Genomic DNA, 21,505 nt, shown 5'->3' on the forward strand with positions numbered 1-21,505 from the left:
CCCGAAGCATATCGTGCTTTGGAAAAACCGTTCTGGTTTCGATGTGGCGGAAAAACTGGACATTTTATCCTGTGCCACCCTACCGTTGACTCGTGTTCTTTGCAAAACAACGGAGGCAGGATGAGCGCCACGACCCCCATGAAGCCTGATGTCCAAACAGACAGACCGCCGGTGTCGGCGCAAACGCTGGCCAAATGGCAAAACGTGGTCGATCATATTTCGCAGATCGCGCAGGTGCCGGCCACGCTGATCATGCATACGCAGGCACAGCGCCACGACGTCTGTGTGACCAGCGGAGGGGCGGAAAACCCCTACAGCGAAGGGCAATCTTTCCAGCTTCACGACAAGCTCTATTGTTTTGGCGTCTTTGAGAATGACGGTGAGCTTTGTGTGCCGGACGCCGCGCATGATCCGCGCTGGCGTGACAATACCGATATGGAATATGGGATGAGTTTCTATGTGGGACTGCCGCTGAAATGGCCCGATGGCGGTATTTTCGGCACGATTTGCATGTTGGACCGGCGTCGCAACATTCAGGCGTTGTCATTTCGCAAGGGCCTGCGCCAATTTTGCCGTATTGTTGAAGATGATCTGGCCCTGCTGGAGGAGATCGAACGGCGCAAGAGCATCGAGGCGCGGCTGCAACAGGAGTTGGAGTCCCGTGAGGCGCTGATTGCCACACGGACGCAGGATCTGGAGGACGCCAATACCGCGCTGCGGGTGCTGCTGCAAAGCGTCGAGGCGTCCAGAAATGAGGTTGAAGACAGGATCGCCCAGCAAATCAGGGGGTTGGTCTTGCCCCACATCGGGCGTCTGCGGCAATTGAACGGGGAGGACGCGCGCGCCCTGTCCCACCTCGATGTCATTGAGGCCAACCTCAAGAACATCACCACCGCCATGACGGGTAAACTGGCGGAGGCGCTTGCGGATTTGACCCCCACGGAGGCGGAAATTGTGCAGCTGATCGTGCAGGGGCGCAGCACCAAGGAAATCGCCAATACGCTGTCTCGCGGAACCAGCACGGTCGATTTTCATCGCAACAATATCCGCCAGAAACTCGGCCTCACGCATCGCGGCAAAAACCTGCGCCAGCATCTCGCATCGCTCGCGTAATAGGGGTGATACCCCCATATTAACCCCATGATTTTCTATCAGGACAGGAAAATCGTTTCTCTCTAGGTTTTTCGGTGTCCGCCCACTTGGGCGTCACCAAAAACAGGGAAAACCAAAATGGACAAGAATGACCTGAAACCGATCAAATTGAACGGGCAAAAAGACGATCTGGCACCGGGCCTGTCGCGCCGCTCGTTTTTCATGGCGGCGGGTGCCGTTGGCGTGGGCAGTGCGGCGAGCTTGCTCGCCACCACCTCGGCACAGGCGCAATCGACCGATTGGACGCAGCCGGGCAACAACAACCACGTTATCGAATTGCAGAACGCCACCAGCCACGCGGAAGGGGCCATGACGATCGATTATTATGGTCACTGTGCGTTCAAGATCACCTCTCCGGGTGGCGCGTCCGTGGTGGTCGATCCTTGGCGAGATGATCCCTCCGGCGCCTGGGGTCTGTGGTACAAGAACAAGTTTCCCGAAACCGTGACCGACATCACCCTGTCAACGCATACGCATTTTGATCACGATGCGATTGATCGGCCTGTGTCGACCATGGTGCTGGACCGGATGGTCGGGACCTTTGAATTTGCCGATCTCAAGATCACCGGCTTCGCGGATAAACACGTTTGCAAGGCACCGGGGTATTATGACTGGACCAATGCCTTAGCCGAGTTTGGGGTTGAGGCCTGCGCGCCCAATAACGTCGGTCACATGGATATGGTTGTTTACCTGATTGAGACGGGCGGGCTTCGGACGCTGATCTGGGGGGATAATCGCGCCGATCCTGGACCGGGATTTTGGGAAACGATTGGCGCAGTGGATGTCCTGACCCTGCCGGTGGATGGCTCAGAGCACATCCTGTCTTATGAGCAGGGCAACGCGATTATCGAGCGGCTGAAACCCAAGGTGGTGATCCCGACGCATTACCTTAATGAAACCACGACTTATACGCTCTCGACGCTCCGGACGGCGGATGAGTGGGTGCAGAGCCAGAAGAGCTTCCAGATGCTGGATGGCGCGCGTTTGTCGCTGACTGCGGCGGAGGCGGGCGGCATGGACAGGGAATTCATGTATTTTGGCCATAATGTCATGACGACATAAGTCTTCGATGCGGGGACGGGGTGGCTGCACGCCACCCGGTCCCCTTTTCCGTCAGGCCATGAGCTCATAAGTTCCCAACCCGGCCGTCATCACACCGAGGGTTTCGGCGATATGCGCCACCTCGCTATCACGCGAGGTTTCCTCGTCCACCCAAACGCGCGTCTGCGCGTCTGATGCGTCATAGCGGATGTTCGCGGTATCGCTGCCGTTGAAGGTCTGCATCTGCGCAAACAGGGCATCAGGGGTGTCGTGATCAATGGATGTGGGGCGATTCGTGACCCCGCTCACTTGACCGGACATGATGTCATTCGCCGTGCCCGCCTCAATGGCGATCCAATCGATCTCTTCAAGGACGTGAAAGCCCCTTTTCTCCTCTTCCTGCACACGAAATTCGAAGCTGTCCGCGTCGACTTTGTCCAGGCGCGTGACCACCGTATCGCCGCCCTTGTTTGAGGTCACTTGCGCAAATACCAGCGGCGCGCTGTCAAAGGCATCGCCCAGATCGACCTCGGTAGCCGTGTGGTTGGCCGAGCCGGACCCGGCTGTGATGGTGCGCCCATCCGCCAGCCTATGTGTGCCTTCGCTCACCGCCATCCAGCTGATGGTTTCTGCCATATGGATCCCGTCGAGATATTCCCACTCCTCCATGCGGAACTCAAAGCCGGTGTCGGTGACGTTCTGCACCCGGATGGTGACGGGATCACTGCCCGCATGGCTCGCAGGACCCATGACGACCACCGCGTCCTTGATCTCCTGATCAAAGGAGACACTGTGCCAGATGTCGCGTGAGGGTTGCGCAACGGTTTCCGAGCCGATCTGAAGCACGCCATCCGCAGGCACCGGTGGGTCAACCGGGGTTGGCGTGCGCGAATCCAGTTCGAGCGGCGCATCGGTGCGCGCGAAATTCTGGGTTACGAACAGACCGTCCCACCCCTCATATTCACCGCGTTCGATCCCGATCCCTATGACTTCAGCGTCGGGGTCGAGGATATTGGCGCGGTGGCCGGGGCTGTTCATCAGCCCATCGTGCAGGTTTTGCACGTCATCCGCCAGGCCGGGTTGTCCACGTACGCTTTGCCAGGCGATGTTTTCCGCCGCACTCCAATTGCCCGTAAAGTTAAAGGTGGCATCCTCCATCCTAATGCGGGGAGACGAATTGCCGACCCCTGTGTGGCTGAATTGATCCGTGTCAATCATCCACTGGCTGTGATCTTCGGCGGCATCGTTAAGTCGTAATTCAAGTCGTAACGGGTCAAGCCCGGCTGAAAGCCGTTCGGCGTTGATCAGATCCAACATCTGCCACTCAAGGGGGTTTGCTTTTGACATGCTATCGTCATCCTTATTGCTGCTAGAGTGCTGCAACCGGTAGTTGGACAATGCAATATCGGAAAGGCGGCGCTTGTGATCTGGTCACAAGGGGCAAAAAGCAGCGCAATCACGGGGAAAACCGCCGAATTTTTCAGAGCTTTCTTGCGCGTCACGCGAGTGATGGCTGTGATCGGCAGAGATGTGCTGATGCGCCCATGGCGGGCAGGTTTTGCGCTCTGCGTCAGTTCCAGTATTCGGCGTAGGCCTGATCCGAGAAGCCGTATTTCTGACCGAAGGCTTTTGGCGCATTGCAGAACGCGACCACAAGATGCTCGACGTCAACCTCCTGTAGGGCCGCGACCGTGTCACGTACCGCCGCCCTCGGACTGCGGTCGTAATCGGCCACAAGAACATGTGCATTCAGATGCACCGCAATCTTTACCGCATCGGGCAAGACCAGAACCGGTGGCGTGTCAAAAAGGACCACATCGTAGCGTTCCCGCAGGGTCATGATCAGCTCTCCAAACCGGTCAGATTCCAGCAGATCGGCCGGGTTCATGTCTGATTGACCGCTGGGCAGCAGGTCAAAGCCCTGTTCGGACAGCGACACGATGGCCTTTGATAGATCGAATTTCTCGACAATGACATTCTGCAAACCGGGCTGATCCGGCGCGACACCAAGCGTTTTGGACAGGGTCCCCGCGCGCATATCGCCGTCCACAACAATAACGCGCCGGTCGATCATGGTGAAACTACTGGCGAGCCCCTGCGTAACGGTTGATTTCCCTTCTGTCGGAAGCGAAGAGAAAATGCCGGCGATCAACGGTCCGGACGTCCGCCCCGCGCGCGCAATCAGCTTATGGCGCAAAGACCGCATACCCTCCTTAAAAGGGGCAGCTTTGCGCTTGGATTGCCCAAAACCTGCCAGCATGCCCCGGCCAAGGACACCGGGATGGGCCGGGGGCAATTGCACCACACAGTCAGACCCGGTGATGTCGACCAGTTCGGATACTTTTCTGACCCGGTCATTGGCAGCTTCGCGCAAAAGCACATAGGCGATGCCAAAGAAGAGCCCGAGGAAACCGGCAATCGCAACCATGCGGCGGCGGCCCTGTGCATCGGTGCGCAGGGGGGCTTCGGCACGTGCCAGCACCTGGGCACCCGCATCACGCAATCCGGTTTGAATAGAGAGTTCCTTGAGCCGTGCGAGCGAGGATTCATAGACCTGCGACGTGGTTTCCACTTCGACTTCGAGCTGGCGCAAACCCACCGTAAAGGCGTTGACCTCGGCGATCCGAGCCTCGATTGCGGTGCGCCCATCGGTGAGTGCGTCGCGCAAACGAACAAGGCGGGCGCGCTCGTCTTGCAGGGCGCTCTCGATGGCTTGGATGTCCTGATCGAAGCTATCGGTGTTGATGCTGCGCCCTAACGTGGAGCGTTGCAGGCGCGAGAGTATTTCGTTTTGCGCGATAAGTTCGCTCAGGGTCTCGCTGCCTGCGTCATCCACGGCGGTCAGGGCGGCAATGGCCGCATCGGTCACGATCAGCGCGTTTTCAGTGCTGGCAAGGCGCGCGCGAATGTCCACCGCTTCGCCCATCAGGGCATCTGAGGAGTCCAGCACGGAACTCACCGCACCGCCGCGGAAGCTCTGCAAGCGTTGCTGGTCTTCTTCCAGTTGCAGGCGCAATTCGTTGACGCGTGTTTCCAGCGCGACCGCCGCCCGTTTCGTTTCATTCTGACCGCTGCGGACCTGATATTCGAGGTATTCATCGACATAGGCGTTGGCGATGGCGGCAGATTTGCCCGGTCCGGTTGTCGTGACCCGGATCAGGATCGCGTTACTGCCGGGCAGAATATTCGCCTGTGCGTAGGCTGCCAGCCAATCCAACGCAAGCTGGCGCACCACGTTTTCGGGGTAAAATTCCTCTGGATCGGCGTCGTCGGGCAATAACAGGTTTGGATTGATTTCGGGATCATTGGTCAGATCAACACGGTCGATCACGCCCAGCGCAATGCTGCGCGACCCCAGAATCGTCAGCGCATTGGTAATGGCTCCGGGGCTGACTTCGATGTCACCGGCACTGTCAAACTCGACGATTTCCAGATTGCCGCGCGTCAGCAGGATCTGCGCCTCGGCCGTGTAGGTGTCATCCGAGCGCAGTACCAAAAGACCTGTCAGGAACGCCAGACCAAAGGCCGGGATCAGGATGCGCTGTTTGTTGCGCCACAACAATTGCCAAAGCGCGATGATTCCAACGGGAGAATCATCATCGTCAGGACCGGCGGCAAAATTATCTCTGGAAGTTTGGTTCATCTGGCCTGCTCATTCGACAATATGTTTTTGTTCAATCACCCGGTACTGGCGCGCCGTTTACCCCGAGATCACAGCCAAGTTTTGGCGTGACCGTTTAATAGGGATGTTGGCGGGCGCATGAAAGGGTTAATCTTAACGACAGGCCGTTTGCTGGCTGATGACGCTCCGAAATGTCTCTTGGTGCTCATGTAACCAGCATCAGGGGTTTGCAAATCCTCAAAGGCTCCCGCCTTCTCTTGCGTGCCGCAGGGGTAACGATGTAGAGCAGTGCCCAGATTAACCTTTAATCCCGACGAACAGGTGATGTGCCGATGACGCTCCCGAACTATTTCTATGGTGGTCCTCCCAAGGCGGGTTCTTCCTGGATTTACACCCTGCTCAGCACGCATCCGGATGTCTTTGTCCCTGATGGTAAATACGTGCAATTCTTCACGGATTTCTACGATCGCGGGATCGATTGGTACGCCCAATGCTACGCGGGCGCGCGCGTGGATCAGGTGGCGCGGTGTGATCTGACAACGGATTATCTCTTTGTCCCCGAGGCTGCGGAACGGCTGGCACGCCATGTCCCGGATGCGCGGGTTTTCTTTTCTCTGCGCAATCCGGCGGAGCGCGATTGGTCGGCTTATCAGCATCTTTTGCGTACCGGCCAAGCGCATGGGCCGCTCGAACAGGAAGCGGATACCGCGCATCGGCTTTTGTCCACATGCAGCGCTTATTCCGATGCGATTGAGCGCTCATGGCGGCTCTTTGGAAAGGAAAATACCCACATCCTGTGGTTTGAAGACATCCGCTCGCAACCTCAGGCAGCCGCAGATTCGCTCTTTGATTTTCTGGGTGTCGTACGGCGCGAAATCCCGCAAGCCGACACGGGTGCGAAAAACGTCGCACGGGCGGCGCGAAACACCCGGCTGAACGGGGTGCTGAAACAGGGTGCCGTGGCCCTGCGCGCGGCTGGTTTGAGCACCGTTCTGGGGAAATTGAAATCCAACCCGTTGTTGGATAAGGTTCTGTTCAGCGCGGATCGTGTGCCCAAACTGCGCGACCAACCCGAGGCATGGAATTTTTTAGCGGATCGCCATACTGGCGAAATCGACCGGCTTGAAACGCTGCTGGGGCGCGACCTGACGGCTTGGCGGGCGCGCCCGTGATCGCAACCGCACAGGCGGGCAGGGCGGTGGACACCGTTGGACAGATGAGCTGGCGCATCTATATCTTCGCCATGGCGCTGAGCTTTTTTGTGGTGGTCGAACCCGCGCCAACCGATCTGGTTTTTATGGTTGCTCTGGGCGTTTTCTGTTTCTCGCGCCCGATCAAAACCGCGTTCCTGAACAGTGCCGCGATCATCGGGGTCTTCCTCTATCTGGCGTTCTCGGTGCTGTCGCTTGCTTTCGTGCAGTATTTTCCCACACTTGCATATCGTGCCGTCGCAATCGAATTCTACATGATCGCGCTCTTCGTCTTGACCGCCTATTTCATGAAAACACGCGGCGATGCGGGTTTTGCGACGGTTTTGCTTGCGCTGACCATCGGCGGTGTGATGGCCTCCTTCGTGGCCATCGTTGCGCTGCTCGATCTGATCCCGAACAGTGATATTCTGTTTCGCGGGGAAGGCGTGCGCTACCGTGTCAAGGCGACGTTCAAGGATCCGAACGTCTTTGGCCCCTTTATCGTCCCCAGCTTGTTGTTTGTGACATGGGTTGTGGTTGAATCCGCCCGTTTTCGACTTCTGGCGCTCGCGGTCATGGGGCTTTTGCTGTTGTCGCTGTTGTCTACATATTCGCGCGGGGCTTGGATCCATTCGTTCATTTCGCTCTCGTTTTTTAGCCTCGCCTTGTTGATCTATCGCCCAACCGCCCGCCCGACGATGACCGCGATTGTCTGGGTGTTCATCGTGATTTGTGGCACGATTCTGTTGTTTCTGGATCAGATCACCGCGCGGCTGGCGGATTCTTTTTTTGCAGAACGTCTCTCGCTGCAAAGCTATGATACCTCGCGCTTTGGCTATGTCGCCGAAGCCGCCACACTTATTTGGGAACACCCGCTGGGGATCGGCCCGGTTCAGGCGCGTTTTGTCTATGGGTATCTGCCGCATAACACCTTTGTTGCCTTTGCGATGCATAACGGGATTTTCGCCTCCCTGGGCCTCATGCTGATTTACGGCGCGGCGATGATGCGGTGCGGGGTGAAAATCCTCCATCAAAACCCCGGTTGGACGAAATACGCTCTGATCGTTTCGGTGCTACTGGGGCTTTTGGTGTTGATGCAGGTGGTGGGCGCGATCCACTGGCGTCATCTCTACCTGCTCTGTGGCATGGCTTTCGGCACCTATACCACGGACCGCTTGTTGCCGGATGATTTTGGTTGGAAAAAGCGGCGGCACCATCGACGCCATTCATTGGCGCAAGCCAGCAAATGACGTCATCACAGATCGGGACAGTCCTAAAATGAAACGCCTCATGCTTGGAAGTCTGCTTTCCGCCGGTCTGAAAATCATCAGTGCGGGTCTCAGCTTTTTGATGTTCATGTTCCTCGCGCGGGCATTGGGTCCGGTGGAATACGGGCTTTTTGCCTCGATGTTTGCGCTTGGCACGGTAGGGGCCATCGTGGCCCTCTTTGGACAACATACGCTCAGCATCAAAACCCTTTCGGCGCTGGGCGAAGGGCCTGGACAGGCCGCCGACCGCCGTCAGATGATGCGCCAGGGCTACCGCATTGTGCTGGCGGGGATTTCGCTCGTCATTGCCGTGCTGCTGGGCGGCGGCGCGATCGCGGGTGCCCTGGGCTTTGATTTGGACATGCGATACCTGATCGGGGCCTGCGCGCTGTTGTTACCGCTCGCGCTCGCGGATCTGGTGTCTCATCAATACCGCGCTTTCGGCTCGATCTTCTGGGCGCTGGCACCGCGGGACGTGGTGTGGCGCGGCGCGGTAGTTCTGGCCTGTCTCGCGGCGGCGTCACTTCCGTTTTTCTTTGCGAATGCGCTTGTCGCCATGATGGCCATTTCGGTCACGCTTATGATCATCGTGGCCTTACAGATCATCTCGTCGATCAAAACGCACCGACACCGATTTGCCGCTCCCCCGGACGTCCAAAACAGCCCAAAGATGCCATGGCGCATCTCGGCCTGGATGTGGCTGGCCTCTCTCGGCACGATGGGGGGGAGCCTCAACCTGTCCGCGACCTCGTTGTTTTTGCCCCCCGAACAGATTGGCGCTTATTTCGCAGCGCAGAAAACATCACAGCTGCTGCAATTGCCGATCATTGCTATCGATATCGCCGTGACCCCGGTTTTCGCACGGCTGTATAGCCAGAATGACATAGCCGGCCTGCGCAATGTCGGCCGCAATCTGGCGATGCTGGTCGCGATCCCGCTGGCCATCGGGGCGGCGGTGATCGTGGGCTTTGCACCGCAGCTTCTGGCTTTGTTCGATCCGGCATTTATTTCGGCAACACTCGCCCTGACACTGCTGGCGGGCAGCTATCTGGTGATTGGGCTGGGGGGGCCGACGCGGCAACTCATGCTCATGGCTGACGGCGAACGGCAGGTTGTGCGCATGACCCTGATTTCGGAAGCCGTTGGTCTCGCGCTCATCCCCATCCTGGTGCCGCTCTTTGGCATTTTGGGCGCGGCCATGGCGGCCTGCGTGGCGCGGGTTCTATTTACGATGATGACTGTCCTGTGGTGCCGCAAGCATCTGAGCGTGGATACATCGGTGCTGTCGCTTGTGCCGGGATTGTCTATCGCGCGCTAGCGCATGCAATACCCGTAACGCCGGGCGACCGGGCCACAGATGATTGCCGCCAGAGCGCGGTCCATGCGCGTGATCGCATCGCTCCAGGATGTATCAGGCTTCAGCGTGACCTCGCCCAGATTGAACCGGGAAGGGTTGCCGCTGATGGAATGTTGCGCGTGCACGATCGCCGCACGCGCGTCTCCGGGTGTCGCGCCATGTGATACGGGCTCGAAAAGATCACCGGCACCGGACAAAAGCGCCGTTTGCCAATTATCCACAAAATCCTCAAAACGGATCTGACAATAAAGATCGGGGGCCAGTTGGGCAAACCGCTCACAGCGTGAATTGAGCAGCGCCCATTGCAATAGGGACCGCACCGACGAGTAGCGCGGGAAAAGCTGATCCTCAGAGCTATCTGTGCGCGGTTTCGTCTTTTTCCAGGAATGCAGCACGGCGCGCGGGTCCCGCACCAGATGCAGGAATGCCACGTCGAAAGGCCGATCAGGGTGCATAAGGTTGAGGGCAAAGAACGGGCTTTTGGACGCATCCACCAAAACACGACCACCGCTTTTTTCGAAAGCGGCGGTATATAATTCCATCAGCAGATCAAGATCGGCGCGGTTACGTTCGAAATAAGCCGCGCGCGCGGCGTCGATATGCAGGCCCGGGATCTGGCTGTGGCGCGCGCCACTGCCGATGGATTTCACAAGGGCGCGGGCGCGCTCCGTATCCACTATGCCCAAATGGCTATCCCCCAAGGGGAGGGTGGGCCAGAACTCACATTCAGAAAACGCCGCACCGCACCCGCAAATGCCGTTTTCGACGACGCCACGATCCCACAGATATCGCACTTCACCCAGTGACGCGCAGCCCGGCATGGATCCCAGAATATTGGCAAGAACGGAGCTACCGCTCCGGCCCCATCCCAAAATATACACCAATAATGGCCGGGCCGTTTGTTTGAAGCCAATTGATGCGGATGTGACCATGGGCTCTCCGTGTGATGACCGGTTCATCTGCAATGCTCTTGGTCCGATGTCCTGACAAATATGCAGCCAGAGTGCCATATCCGGCAAATACCCAGCAAGCAGTGCTGGAGAGCACCGGCTGGGTCAAGCCCTTCACCGGAAATTAGCGCAGTATTCGGCGGCTTGCCCCGAAATCGAGCGTAATATGGCAAAAACTGGGGTCGTCTGGACTTTGGAGCGCGGCTGTCTCTGGACAAAACGCGCGAAACCGGGTCAGTGTCTGCGCACGAAACGAGAGGATAGTTTACGTATGAAGACGCGGTCAGTTTCAGGTATCGAGAGCATCTTTTCGCAAGGCGGACGGCTTGTTTTATGGGTTTTGGCGGTGGGCCTGCTCATCGCAACCACGCTTCCTGCCATGGCACAAACCTATCGGCTGGCACCGGGGGACAGGATCCTGGTGCAAATTATTGTGCTGAATAATCAATCTTATGTGGGAACGGTCGACACAGCTGGTGACTTACGTTTACCCTACCTTGGGACGCATCAGGCGGCGAATAAAACACTGGACGAACTGGCGCAGGAGATCGCGCTTTCGGTTGCGGGCCGCCAGATCCAATCGGTCCGCGATGGGGTCACTTCCGTGATCGTTCTGGATGAAAAAGATATCTTTCTGGATATCGAAACATATCGCCCTGTGACCGTCGTTGGGGCCGTGGCATCGCCGGGTCGTGTGGATTTTGTTCCCGGTCTGAGCGCGCGTGCGGCGATTGGATCAGCAGGCGGCACGGCTTTGGCCGGGCAAACCGAGCGGGTCGACCAACTGGCGAATTTCCGAACCCGTCAGGCTGAATTGCGTGAAACCGAAGCCTGGCTGGCGGCGGAGCTTTGGCGCATGGATGTCTTATTGTCCGGCGCATCAAGCTCTTCGCCCATCGAGGGAGATTTCCAAATCGCAGCGGACCGTCTGGATGAAAAAGACATCGAAGGCCTGCGAGAATTGATCGACGGCGCGCGGGGTGCCCTGGAGCGCGAGCAGCAGGACAATGAGGCGAAATTGGCGTTGACCCAAAAGCGGGTTACATTTCTTGAGACTGCGTTGGAGCAGTTCACCACTGCATCAGAGATCGAAGAGGAGCGGTTGCAGGATATCCTGCAATTGTCGGATCGCGGGCTGGTGACGGCCAATGCCCTCGATAATGCCCGCGAAGGGGCGTTGAATGCCTCATCGCGGTTGCTGACAACGCAGGCGGATCTGGCTGCGGCAGAGCGCGAGTTGCAATCGCTGGTTATTGAAAAGCAGGGTCTGCAAGAAGATTTCGATCAAACGCTGCGGGATGAGCGGGCCCGATTTGAGCGCGATTTTGATGAGGCCAAAGCACGCCTCAACAGCCTCAACCGCGAACTTGCCCTTGGAACGCTGACCGATGACGATGAGGTGTTGGCGGAGCTTACTTTCTTGCTGCACCGTCAGACCAGGGGTGGTGAGGTCACAATAGAGATATTGCCAAGCGAGCTTCTGAAACCGGGTGATGTTATCGAGGTGCTGGTGAGCTATAATTGAGATCGACGGAGATTGTCCCGATTTACGTCGGGGGCTTTTCAGTGGAGCGCCTGTCCAATGCCGGGCAAGATATCGGGGTGAACGGTTGACCTGAGCGGGGCCAGCGTGGTCTGCGAGAGCAAAATGGCTGCGTATTTGTCAGCGCAGGGCGGGCGGAATCGGTCTAAAACTGCACCTTGCCACTGGAAGCTTTCGTATCAGGGTCGTATCAAAGGAGAACAGATGCCGTTCTGTCTGGCATGCGTACTCGAACCGCAGGATGAAAGCAGACGATGGAGCCCAGTCTCAATACCGCGGAAATGCGACTGCATGTCGCCTTTGCCAAAACCCGTCTGACTGACGCGGAAAAGCGGGCCGCAGACGGGTTTGCACGCCAGATCACCCAGTGGGACCGGTTCATCGAAACCGCTTCGCGTAATTTCAGCCTGCCCAATATCCGGATGCATCTGGCGCAGATGGACCCTGACTGTGTGCCGGGCGATGTATTGAGCCAGGTGAATGATTTCGCCAACGCCTCTGCCATGCGCAACATGTTGCTGATTTCCGCGCAGCGCCGTTTCAAGGAGAACTGCATTGATCCGCTGGGAGAGATCGCAGTGTTCTTCAAGGGAATCAGCCTGGTCAGCCAGTATTACCCGGATCTTGGGCTGCGGCCCTGCAGGGATATTGACGTGCTGGTCCGCCCCGCCTCGCTGCGCCCCATCGTGCTGCGCGCGATCGAGCAGGGGTATAAATTTGTCGTGCCGGGTCAGGCGGATCACCCGCTCGTGGACCCGTCCGAGATTGATGCCGCCCTGCATTATCGCAATGATGCCAGCCTGCTGACGCCCGAAGGTATGGCGATTGATCTGCAGGTGAAACTCGACAAATACTCCGGTATTTTCGCCAAGGAAGACGTGTTTGCGCAGGCGGTGCCGGTCATGCTGGGTGGCAAGGAATTCCTGACCATGCCGCCGGTTTTCCTGTTCAACTACATCTGCCATCACCATGCGCGCCACGTCTGGTCGCGGCTGCATTGGCTGAGCGATCTGGATGCGATGATCACCTCGCCGGGGTTCGACGTGGACGCGGCGGTCGCCATGGCGGAGCGTCTCAATCAGCGCGGAACGGTTGAGGCAAGCCTCGAGATGCAGCGGCTCATGTCGCCAACCGCAAGCTGGGAGGAGGCCCCTGATACCTGGCGCGGTCTTAAGTTTCTGGAACTCAGCCTGCGGAATCTCTCGGGCGATCTTGACCTTGAAAAGAAGATTGGTTTTAGCATGAAGGGCGGCGAATTCATGTTCGATTGGCAAGCCAGCCCCCGCCTGATCCGCCGCGCGCGCTGGCAGCATTGGCGCAAGGTCATGCAGCCTACGATCCGTCAATACACCCGCTATCCTCTGCCGGGTGGGCTGCGGTGGCTTTATGTTTTCCCGCGTTTCGCGCATCTGATCGCCCGCACCCGAGACCGTGCGAGCAAAGAAACGGATTGAGCCGGAACCGCCTCGCCGGTGCGGGGCCGTAACGTCAATCCGCAAAACCACCTTTGATATGAACCAAGATTGACGAAAGACCTCCCGATGCCGGACCCTTTGAATATCGCGCTTGTGCTTGAAACCTCCGGCGGGGGATCGGGGCGTCATGTCCTGGATTTGGCGGAGGGCCTTGCGGAGCTGGGCCATCGCGTGACGGTGATCTGGTCGCCGGTCCGCGCCCAGGATGATTTTCGCACGCAATTGATGGCGCTGGACAAGGTTGCGAACCTGCCGCTGGAAATGCACCGCGCGGTGGGTCTGGCCGATTACTCCAGCCTGCGCGCCCTGGCGGGGTTGCTGCGAACGCAAGGGCCGTTTGATGTTCTGCATGGCCATAGTTCCAAGGCGGGTGCGCTTGTTCGGCTGTTACCACGTGCGATTCCCGGCGCGCGTATCTACACGCCCCATGCCTTTCGCACGATGGACCCGACAATGGGCGCGCGCGGGGTCAGGGTCTATGGCACCATCGAACGCCTGCTGGCCGGGCGCGCCGACCGGATCATCGCTGTCAGCGCGGCGGAAAAAACCCATGCCATCGGCCTCGGGATCAACCCGGCGAAGCTGACGACCGTGGTGAATGGTGCCAGCTTACCGCCCGGTGCAGATCGAGAAAAAGCGCGTGATGTTATGGGCTTGACCCAAGAAGATGTCGCGGTGGGTTTCATTGGTCGGCTTGATGACCAGAAAGCCCCGCTTCGGTTTGTACAAGCGGTCCATTTGGCCGCACAGACATTCCCGAACCTGCGCGGCGTCGTTATTGGGGACGGGCATCTGCGCGCCGCCTGCGAAGCGCAAAACGGTGGAGATACCGTTCGGTTTCTGGGTTGGCAGGATGGACCGGCGCTGTTCCCCGGTCTCGACGTTTTTTGCATGACAAGCCATTATGAGGCCATGCCCTATACGTTGATCGAGGCCTTGCATGCCGGTGTGCCGATTGTGACGACCAGGGTGGGCGGCGTTGAGGAAACCGTGTGTGAGGGTAAAAACGGCTTCGTGTTAAGCGCCGATTGCACAGCCGAAGACCTGGCGGAGCGTTTGGCGGGCCTGGCCGAAAACGCCAAGCTGCGCGCGGAGTTTGGCGCGGTGTCGCGGGCATTAGCGCGCGATCGGACGGTGGAAACAATGGTCAGGGAAACGATCGCGGTCTACGATGCCGCCCGCCACCCCTAAAGAAGATCGCGCAGGGTGCTGCGCGACCTTTTGATGTCAAAACTCTCCAATTGTTAGGTCGCGGTGACGGAATACGCGCCTGCTTTGGGGGCTGCGCCCCGCGCCAGCCCGCTGATGTCCGTCGCAAACGGCCCGCTCGTATGGGCGGCGTTCACCACCGCGCTCACCGGGGATCCGGGCGATAGTGACAGATCTGGTGGCGTTGCCTTTGGACCTACAAAGAGGGGATCTACGCCGATCGCGTTGCTGTGCACGCTAAAGCCCGGTTTTCCGTCAAAGGTATTAATAGTGCGCACTGCCGCCGTATCGTTCCAGACGATATTACCGGTGAAATCGAAATCGCTCACAACGCCCGCCGCTTCGAATTCGGGATCAGACCAGCCAGACAGGTTCAGGTCCCGACCGCTCTCCATCCGGTTTGCGTTATAGACGGTGTTGAAGCGGATCCGGATATTGGAGATTATCCCGTTCGGCCCGTCCTTTTGAGGGTGACGCTGGCAATAAATGCCGGCGGCTTGCGTGTCCCAGACCAGATTGTTGTAGACATCGATATTGGCCAAGGTTTGAACGAATTCGCCGATGCCTTGCTGCGCGGTGAATGTATCGTATGGCACCGAAGTAGATCCGGCTTCACGCGCGAGCACGATGCCAAGATGACAGGCCCAGACCTGGTTATTATAAATCGCCACGTCTTCGACATAACGCCGCCCGGAATCCAGATAGATGCCATATCTTTTGACGTTCCAGACCCGGTTGCCGTAAATCGCGCCGCCCTTGACGCCTGCCTTGTAGTCAATCCCGTATTGGCGCGTGTCATGCACATCGTTGAACCGGGTGATGATGTTGCTGCACCCGCTGGTGACGCTGATACATTCGTCCACGCCGCCGGGAACGCCCTGGTTATTCGTGATGTTGTTGTTGTAGCGCGTGATCACGTTGCTGGCGGAGCAGTCGTTGTTCTCAATCAGTATATCATCCGTGCGCATCTTGGTGTCGGATGTCTCCGCAAGGGGCAGAAGGGTGTCTGAATTCTGGCCGTTAATTGCGATGCTGGAAGAGCCGGTGTTGTAGATTTGGTTGTCCGCAACCACGTGGTGACCGTGTTGCTTGCCCGGTGTCCCGATCACGAAGATGCCAGCCCGCCAAACGTTACGAATTGTCAGATTGCGAATGTGGACGTGATCCTGCGCGCGCATATAGATGCCGTCGCGCGTTTCTTCGGATTGCACCTCTGGTGCGCCAAAAACAGAATTGCCATCGATTGTCCCGCTCGGCGGGGTCAGATCACCCTCGATAATAGCAAGATGCTCTTCGCCAGGTAGAGTGTTGATTGTGATGGGGTTGCTGACTGTGCCGCTGGCCGTGATTGCAAAAGGGGAATACACACCGGGACGCAGGTAGATCGTATCACCCGGCAAAGCCGCCGCAAGGGCCCCTTTCGGCGTGGCAAAAGGCGAGCCAAATGCGCCCGAACCGCTGTTGTCATCGCCCCAGGGAGCGACATAGAGAACGAGGGGATCGGCGGTATAAACGGTACGGCGGGACCGCGCGCTGCCAGAGGCCACATCCATTTGGATTTGACGTCCAGAGACACCACCCGCTTTGCGGCAGGAAAAATACCCAAAAACCGCATCCCCCACAAGACGCGCAACGGCTTTCGTGGCATCGTTCTGTGCGGTCAATGTCACCGCGTGATGCCCGACATCTGTGGGCAATCGCGTGAAGGGAAATGGCGCACCGGCGTCGGGCGGCGTGAACAGCCTCAGATCGCTGCCAGCACCCTTGATTTCATAGCGCAGCGTATAGGCGGTGCCAGTCTCCAGTGGTGAGGTAAGCGCGGAAATCGCGATCCCGTCACCGCGAATATGGCCGGGTTCACGGTTTTGAACCAATTCCGGATGTGCGGTACCGGCGGGAAGGTTCATGCCCCATTCCGCTTTGCGACATGAAATAGAGCCAAAGGTCAAATCACCGTTCACGCGCAGAATTGCGTTGGTATCAGTGTCTTCTGCTACGACGAGAATTTTGTGACGCCCCAGCGTATGCCCTGTGACGGTCGAGTATGGAAAAGGCGATCCACCGCCTTCGGGAAAGAATAAGCCCGCCGTGCCGCCATCCGCGATGATATCATAGGACACCAGATAAAGCGCGCCAACCTCGAGCGGCTCGATCAGGGCCGAGACGACTTTCCCATTGCCAGTGACGCGCCCGGGCGTTGGATTAGCCGCAAGCTGGGGGCTGCTGGCGTCCACGACATCCTCCAGGAAGGACTGCCCATCAATGCTGAGAACATTGAGGGCCAGTTCATCCATAGAGCCTGATGGAATCCGCTGCATTTTCAACTTGAACTTGGTGTCAGAAAGATATGTGCTCACCCCCAGCGACCGGGCCCGGCTCGGAGCACCGCCGGCAACTGCGCCGATTGTGAAAGCGCCCATCATCAGTAAAGCCCCACGATCCCGGAGGCCGTTGTGCCGGTTGTATGCACCTGCTTACAGCGCAGCGGATACATCATGCCCGGTTGCACGGCGGTCAATGTGACGGTCTGGCCATGGGCCATGGTGACGGTCAGGTTGCCCTCACCACCGACGTATAAAGCGCGCGTGACATGGGTCAGCGGTGCAGTGTCATCTGGGGAGATTTGAAAGGCACCGAAGGCAGGTGCGTTGAGACCGGGGCTGTGGCGTTCAAATGGATCAGACATGTTCACTCTTTTTTTCAGGAAGGTTGACGTATTCGGCGCTCAGTTATGAACAAATGAACCTTGTCAAACCGCCAAGATGTCGGGCGGCCCCTTAAGAGTTTTTTGAGATTTGAAAGGACAAAAATACCGATACCGCGCGCGTTCAGACGCTGTATTGGATCGGTTCGCCGTCAAAAGGTGGCGGTGGGTCGGTTATCCGGCGGGATCAAAGATCCGTTCAATGACCTCACAAAGCGCGTTGAGCTGCGATAAATCCGCCGGTACCATCAGATCATAGACCGGCGCATTGGCGACCACCGCGCCACAGCGTTTCAGGTGCAATCCCAGGTGTTCGCGGCCCAGACGGGTTTCGCCGTATCGCGCCATGAAAGTATAGCGCATGACCATCTGGAGCGCCTCATGGGCGGGGCGGGGGATCACGCTTGGGCTTATGACATCCGCGCTGCGCCGCAGGACAAAAAGCCCGCCCATCGGTACGGGATGCGTGGCGAGCGGTGTGGGCATGCGCTTTTGTACCTTTTGCACGCTGGGGTGGATCAGCCGATCCCCTTCATCCGCTTTGAGCGCGAGGGCTTCAACGGTGTCGGGCCAGAGTTTCATGCTGGAAAATCCCGGCCAGACCACTGGGGCGGGCACCTCGGTCAGCGTGCGATCCACCGCCACCAGATCATCCGTGATTGGCACATGCCCGCGCGCCAGGAGGGCCGCATTGGTGGTGGATTTTCCGGCACCCTTATCGCCCAAAAACAGGGCAGCGCGGTTATTCACTGAAACGGCGCTGGCGTGCAGGCAGAGGATGCCACGCCTCTCGAGTACCAGCGAGATCACCAGCCCCAGAAAAGCCTGCGACAGCAGATGATCCGACACGCCCTCCTGGGGTTCGACCAGAACCGTGTTTGGGTCCTCAATGATGAATGTGCCAACGGCTTTCCAGTGCAGGAATTGGCGTTCCGGCTGGATATCGAAATAGGGGTCAAAGGCCGGTGGCGCGTCGGGATGAATGCCTGCCCGGCGCTTGACCTTTAGGGTGTTCGCATGCGCCACAGGCGGAATCGGATCGAGCACATCGAACATAAACTCAGAGGCAAGCGTCAGCCCGAATACTGAATAATAATGCTGTGTCATCAGATCAGCACTCCTTTGGTTTGTGCATCGCGCCAGTGCTCAAAAGCGGCGACCCAGTGGAGCAGCACGGCCAGCCGCCAGAGCGCGCGGATCGCGGCCACGTCGGTTATGTCGCCTGCGATGACCTGCGCCCGTAGCTGTTCGGCCTGCGCAATATCCACGAAATCAGCGAGAGATGCGAAAACACTTGCATCTTTATCACGATAAAACGCCAGGACGGTATCCCCCAACTCCTTGCCGAACTCTGCCTTATCCGCGCGCAGGCGGATTTTATCGGGCAAAAGGCCCTGCATGGCCTCTCGCAGCGCCCACCGGCTGCGCCCGTCGCGCAGTTTCATATCCGCCGGGAAAGACAGGCAGAGCGCCAGAACACGCCGGTTCAAAAACGGGTAGCGCGGCAGAACCCCCGCGGCGGTGGCAGAGCGGTGCAGAACTTCAAAAGAGTGAATGATCAGCGGATCGGTCAGGGATTTCAAATGTGTGATGGTCGCGGCATTCTGGAAATCCGCCTTGGTCTTGAGAACCGGATCGGGCCTGTAGCGCGTTTCCGCATTTACCTGTTTGCGCAGATCGGGTGCAATGAGAGCCGTGACACTGCCGGACCAATTCGACACCAGCCTGTGCTGTGACAAGAGGCGGGCGATCTTCATCAGGACCCGGCGCAGCGGATGTCTTGGCCGCAACCCGCCATATCGCGCGATATTGCTTGCCACCAGTGCCAATAGCGGGACGCCGTGCACTTGCGCAGCACCGCGGGCTTCGCGGAACAGTGATGCGAAACGCCGCGCGGCTGCAAGTTCCACAAGACGGCCATAGCCATGCGAAATCGCTTCGTCACCGCCATGCCCATCGATCAGCACATCGATGTTCAAGCCGCGTGCTTCGGTATATATCTGCCTGCTTTTCGGCAAACCGGGGGCGAGAAAAAGATCCATCTGTTCGGTAACAACCGATCCCAAGGTCTCAAGCGGGGTTCCAGCGGTGATCGGAATTTTGTGAGGCAGCGTTTTGAACGCCGCATTTGCCACATCGATATAGGGCGTTTCATCATAGGTTTTGTCGGACCCATAGACGAAGGACAGGGTTTGAAAATCGGGCATCCGCTCTGCGGCCAACCCCGCCAGCGCGGAAGAATCAAGCCCACCGCTGAGCATCGCGCCTGATTTTACATCGGGGCGCAGACAGGCCGCCGTAGCCTCAGAGAGAGCAGCGCGCAGATCGCCCGGTGCATTTGTGCCACCATAAGCGTGTGGTATGTCCATCTGCCAGTAACGATCGACCGCTACCCCGGTGGATGTCGGTCGCAGCGCATGGGCAGGAGGCAGACGCAGGAGCGCATCAAAGGCCGTCTGCGCCAGATCAATTTCCTCACCCTGGATGAAATCCGCAATACGCAGCGGACAAGGATCAAGGTCCATGCCGGCAAGATGCATGCAAGCGCGCAGATCAGAAGCACAGCTCAAAGCCCCATTCTGCACGGAGTAATAGAGCGGATAGAGGCCGATCTGATCGCGATAGGCCTCAAAGGCACCTGTTTTCAGGTCTATAAAAACAACCGAAAAGGACCCGGCGACCGCTACGGCAAACTCTGGGCCATCGGCCAGGCGCAACTCTAGCAGAAGCTGCAAGTCCGACTGCGTGCTACCATGGGTCAACCCAAGGCGGGTTTCTACGGCACCGCGATCTTCCAGAAACACCAAACCAACGGCGCTCCAATCCGCGCTCTGGCAGGTCTCTGCGGCACCGCAGATCGCAACATCCACTCCGGGCCTTGGTGTTCGAACGTCCCAACGGTGATCGGCCATCCGTATCAGGCGCGCCGGTACGATCGGGGGCGGTGTGGCACCGGCCAGAGGTATCCGGACAGCAAAGGCGTGTGTCATGAGGGCGTTTCGGTTTTAAGCGGTGTCGGCAGGTCGAGGATTTTGTTGAAATCGGTCACCGTTCCCTCATCCCCTTCAAGAACCACGTGATCGTTCCAGCTCAACCAGGCATGGGCTTTGAGGGCGCCGTGTTGGTCTTTCTTCAAGCCCATCGTGATCGTGGATGGGATCCCTTTCCAGGACAGGATCGCCTGACAGGAAATGGTTTGCGTCAGGCAACTGGCGTCGGGAATCAAGCGTGCAATATGGGCCACGGCATGGGTAATGCGAGCCACTGTCGCGCGCCGTTCATATTGTGGATCAGCCGGGCAGGCCTGGACAAGAGCCGCGCGGATACGTTGGTATTTCGTGATCCAGAGCCCAATACGAACCACAAGGATAACGAGAAAACTGATACCATAGATTCCCGCCCATCGGATGGCCCGCATGCGCTAGTCGGTCCCGGCAGGTGCGATATCGATCACTTGCGCTTCGAGCATCTGCGCCAAAAGCCCCTCGATATCCGGGCGACACTGAGATTCCGAGACCGCGAATTTTTTGGTTACAACGGTCACAAGATCATGGAGGGTTCGGGGTTCTGAAAGAGACAGCCAAAGCGTCGAGGCGGTCGCATTCATGGTGAAATACGTGTTTGTCTGGAGGTGCATCAACGCGCGGTCACCCCCGATATCACAATCAACCACATCTGCTTGGGCGATATAACGAGGGTCAGATGACATAAACAAAAATCCACTTTCGGCTTATCCGGATCAAAGCCCTATCACTAGAGCACTTCTCGGAAAACATGAGACACAGCATATCCCCTAAATCATTGAAATCCCTGATTTCAGGCAGGCTTAAGTGATTCAGGTTTTTCCGAAAGTGCTATAATAATTAACACGATGCCACACTGGAAATACACCACTGCGACAACAAAAGTTTCAAGAGGGTTTAGGGTTTATTCCCATGGCACCATCCTGAAAATGAACCGGGGCCCGAAAAACGGACCCCGGAATAATTTATAC

The 21,505-nt window shown here is 58.0% G+C and carries 17 protein-coding genes; 8 read left to right on the forward strand and 9 right to left on the reverse strand.

Going from position 1 to position 21,505, the window contains the following annotated elements; translation table 11 throughout:
* Positions 1-120: 120 nt before the first annotated feature.
* Positions 121-1,113: a LuxR C-terminal-related transcriptional regulator gene (locus tag ROLI_RS21720; protein ID WP_262386374.1), complete on the forward strand. Its 993-nt coding sequence runs from the start codon at positions 121-123 to the stop codon at positions 1,111-1,113.
* 117 nt (positions 1,114-1,230) lie between these two features.
* Entirely contained in the window at positions 1,231-2,214 is a 984-nt protein-coding gene (locus tag ROLI_RS21725) for an MBL fold metallo-hydrolase (RefSeq protein WP_187428516.1), read from the forward strand.
* A gap of 51 nt (positions 2,215-2,265) precedes the next feature.
* On the opposite strand, the gene ROLI_RS21730 is transcribed toward ROLI_RS21725, so the two are convergent.
* Together ROLI_RS21730 and ROLI_RS21735 are read right to left on the reverse strand one after the other, a co-directional pair.
* A complete protein-coding gene (locus ROLI_RS21730; RefSeq protein WP_187428517.1) occupies positions 2,266-3,540 on the reverse strand; it encodes a CAP domain-containing protein in 1,275 nt (424 codons plus the stop codon).
* A gap of 223 nt (positions 3,541-3,763) precedes the next feature.
* The gene (locus ROLI_RS21735) at positions 3,764-5,836 is read right to left on the reverse strand and encodes a polysaccharide biosynthesis tyrosine autokinase (protein ID WP_187428518.1); all 2,073 of its coding nucleotides are present in this window, start codon (positions 5,834-5,836) and stop codon (positions 3,764-3,766) included.
* A gap of 311 nt (positions 5,837-6,147) precedes the next feature.
* On the opposite strand from ROLI_RS21735, the gene ROLI_RS21740 reads away from it, so the two are divergent.
* Genes ROLI_RS21740 through ROLI_RS21750 form a run of 3 tightly spaced genes read left to right on the forward strand, consistent with a single transcriptional unit; the run spans position 6,148 to position 9,591 of the window.
* Positions 6,148-6,987 (forward strand): sulfotransferase, encoded by an 840-nt coding sequence (locus ROLI_RS21740; protein ID WP_187428519.1) that lies wholly within the window; start codon positions 6,148-6,150, stop codon positions 6,985-6,987.
* A complete protein-coding gene (locus tag ROLI_RS21745; RefSeq protein ID WP_316247394.1) occupies positions 6,984-8,255 on the forward strand; it encodes an O-antigen ligase family protein in 1,272 nt (423 codons plus the stop codon). Before ROLI_RS21740 ends, ROLI_RS21745 begins: the two co-directional genes overlap by 4 nt.
* Positions 8,256-8,295: 40 nt before the next feature.
* Positions 8,296-9,591, forward strand: a complete 1,296-nt coding sequence (locus ROLI_RS21750; RefSeq protein WP_262386375.1) for a lipopolysaccharide biosynthesis protein — start codon at positions 8,296-8,298, stop codon at positions 9,589-9,591.
* Here ROLI_RS21750 and ROLI_RS21755 read toward each other — a convergent pair.
* A complete protein-coding gene (locus ROLI_RS21755; RefSeq protein ID WP_187428520.1) occupies positions 9,588-10,562 on the reverse strand; it encodes a sulfotransferase in 975 nt (324 codons plus the stop codon). The genes ROLI_RS21750 and ROLI_RS21755 overlap by 4 nt on opposite strands.
* 289 nt (positions 10,563-10,851) lie before the next feature.
* On the opposite strand from ROLI_RS21755, the gene ROLI_RS21760 reads away from it, so the two are divergent.
* The 3 genes from ROLI_RS21760 to ROLI_RS21770 all read left to right on the forward strand — a co-directional run bounded on the left by ROLI_RS21760 (position 10,852) and on the right by ROLI_RS21770 (position 14,789).
* On the forward strand, positions 10,852-12,105 hold the full coding sequence (locus tag ROLI_RS21760) for a polysaccharide biosynthesis/export family protein (RefSeq protein WP_187428521.1): 1,254 nt from the start codon (positions 10,852-10,854) through the stop codon (positions 12,103-12,105).
* A gap of 272 nt (positions 12,106-12,377) precedes the next feature.
* Positions 12,378-13,577: a nucleotidyltransferase family protein gene (locus ROLI_RS21765; RefSeq protein WP_187428522.1), complete on the forward strand. Its 1,200-nt coding sequence runs from the start codon at positions 12,378-12,380 to the stop codon at positions 13,575-13,577.
* A 69-nt stretch (positions 13,578-13,646) separates the two neighbouring features.
* Positions 13,647-14,789, forward strand: a complete 1,143-nt coding sequence (locus tag ROLI_RS21770) for a glycosyltransferase family 4 protein (RefSeq protein ID WP_262386376.1) — start codon at positions 13,647-13,649, stop codon at positions 14,787-14,789.
* Between the two features lie 53 nt (positions 14,790-14,842).
* Here the strand turns inward: ROLI_RS21770 and ROLI_RS21775 are convergent, their stop codons facing one another.
* The 6 genes from ROLI_RS21775 to ROLI_RS21800 form a co-directional block, all read right to left on the reverse strand.
* Complete coding sequence (locus ROLI_RS21775) at positions 14,843-17,164, reverse strand: right-handed parallel beta-helix repeat-containing protein (RefSeq protein ID WP_338469213.1); 2,322 nt, start codon at positions 17,162-17,164, stop codon at positions 14,843-14,845.
* Positions 17,165-17,229: 65 nt separating this feature from the next.
* The gene (locus ROLI_RS21780; protein ID WP_187428524.1) at positions 17,230-17,493 is read right to left on the reverse strand and encodes a hypothetical protein; all 264 of its coding nucleotides are present in this window, start codon (positions 17,491-17,493) and stop codon (positions 17,230-17,232) included.
* A 192-nt stretch (positions 17,494-17,685) separates the two neighbouring features.
* Positions 17,686-18,618: a hypothetical protein gene (locus ROLI_RS21785; RefSeq protein WP_187428525.1), complete on the reverse strand. Its 933-nt coding sequence runs from the start codon at positions 18,616-18,618 to the stop codon at positions 17,686-17,688.
* Entirely contained in the window at positions 18,618-20,501 is a 1,884-nt protein-coding gene (locus ROLI_RS21790; RefSeq protein WP_187428526.1) for an asparagine synthase-related protein, read from the reverse strand. Before ROLI_RS21790 ends, ROLI_RS21785 begins: the two co-directional genes overlap by 1 nt.
* On the reverse strand, positions 20,498-20,929 hold the full coding sequence (locus ROLI_RS21795; protein WP_187428527.1) for a lasso peptide biosynthesis B2 protein: 432 nt from the start codon (positions 20,927-20,929) through the stop codon (positions 20,498-20,500). Before ROLI_RS21795 ends, ROLI_RS21790 begins: the two co-directional genes overlap by 4 nt.
* Before the next feature lie 3 nt (positions 20,930-20,932).
* Positions 20,933-21,220 (reverse strand): PqqD family protein, encoded by a 288-nt coding sequence (locus ROLI_RS21800; protein ID WP_187428528.1) that lies wholly within the window; start codon positions 21,218-21,220, stop codon positions 20,933-20,935.
* Positions 21,221-21,505: the final 285 nt, after the last annotated feature.

This window comes from Roseobacter fucihabitans (genome assembly GCF_014337925.2).
Lineage (GTDB): Bacteria > Pseudomonadota > Alphaproteobacteria > Rhodobacterales > Rhodobacteraceae > Roseobacter > Roseobacter fucihabitans.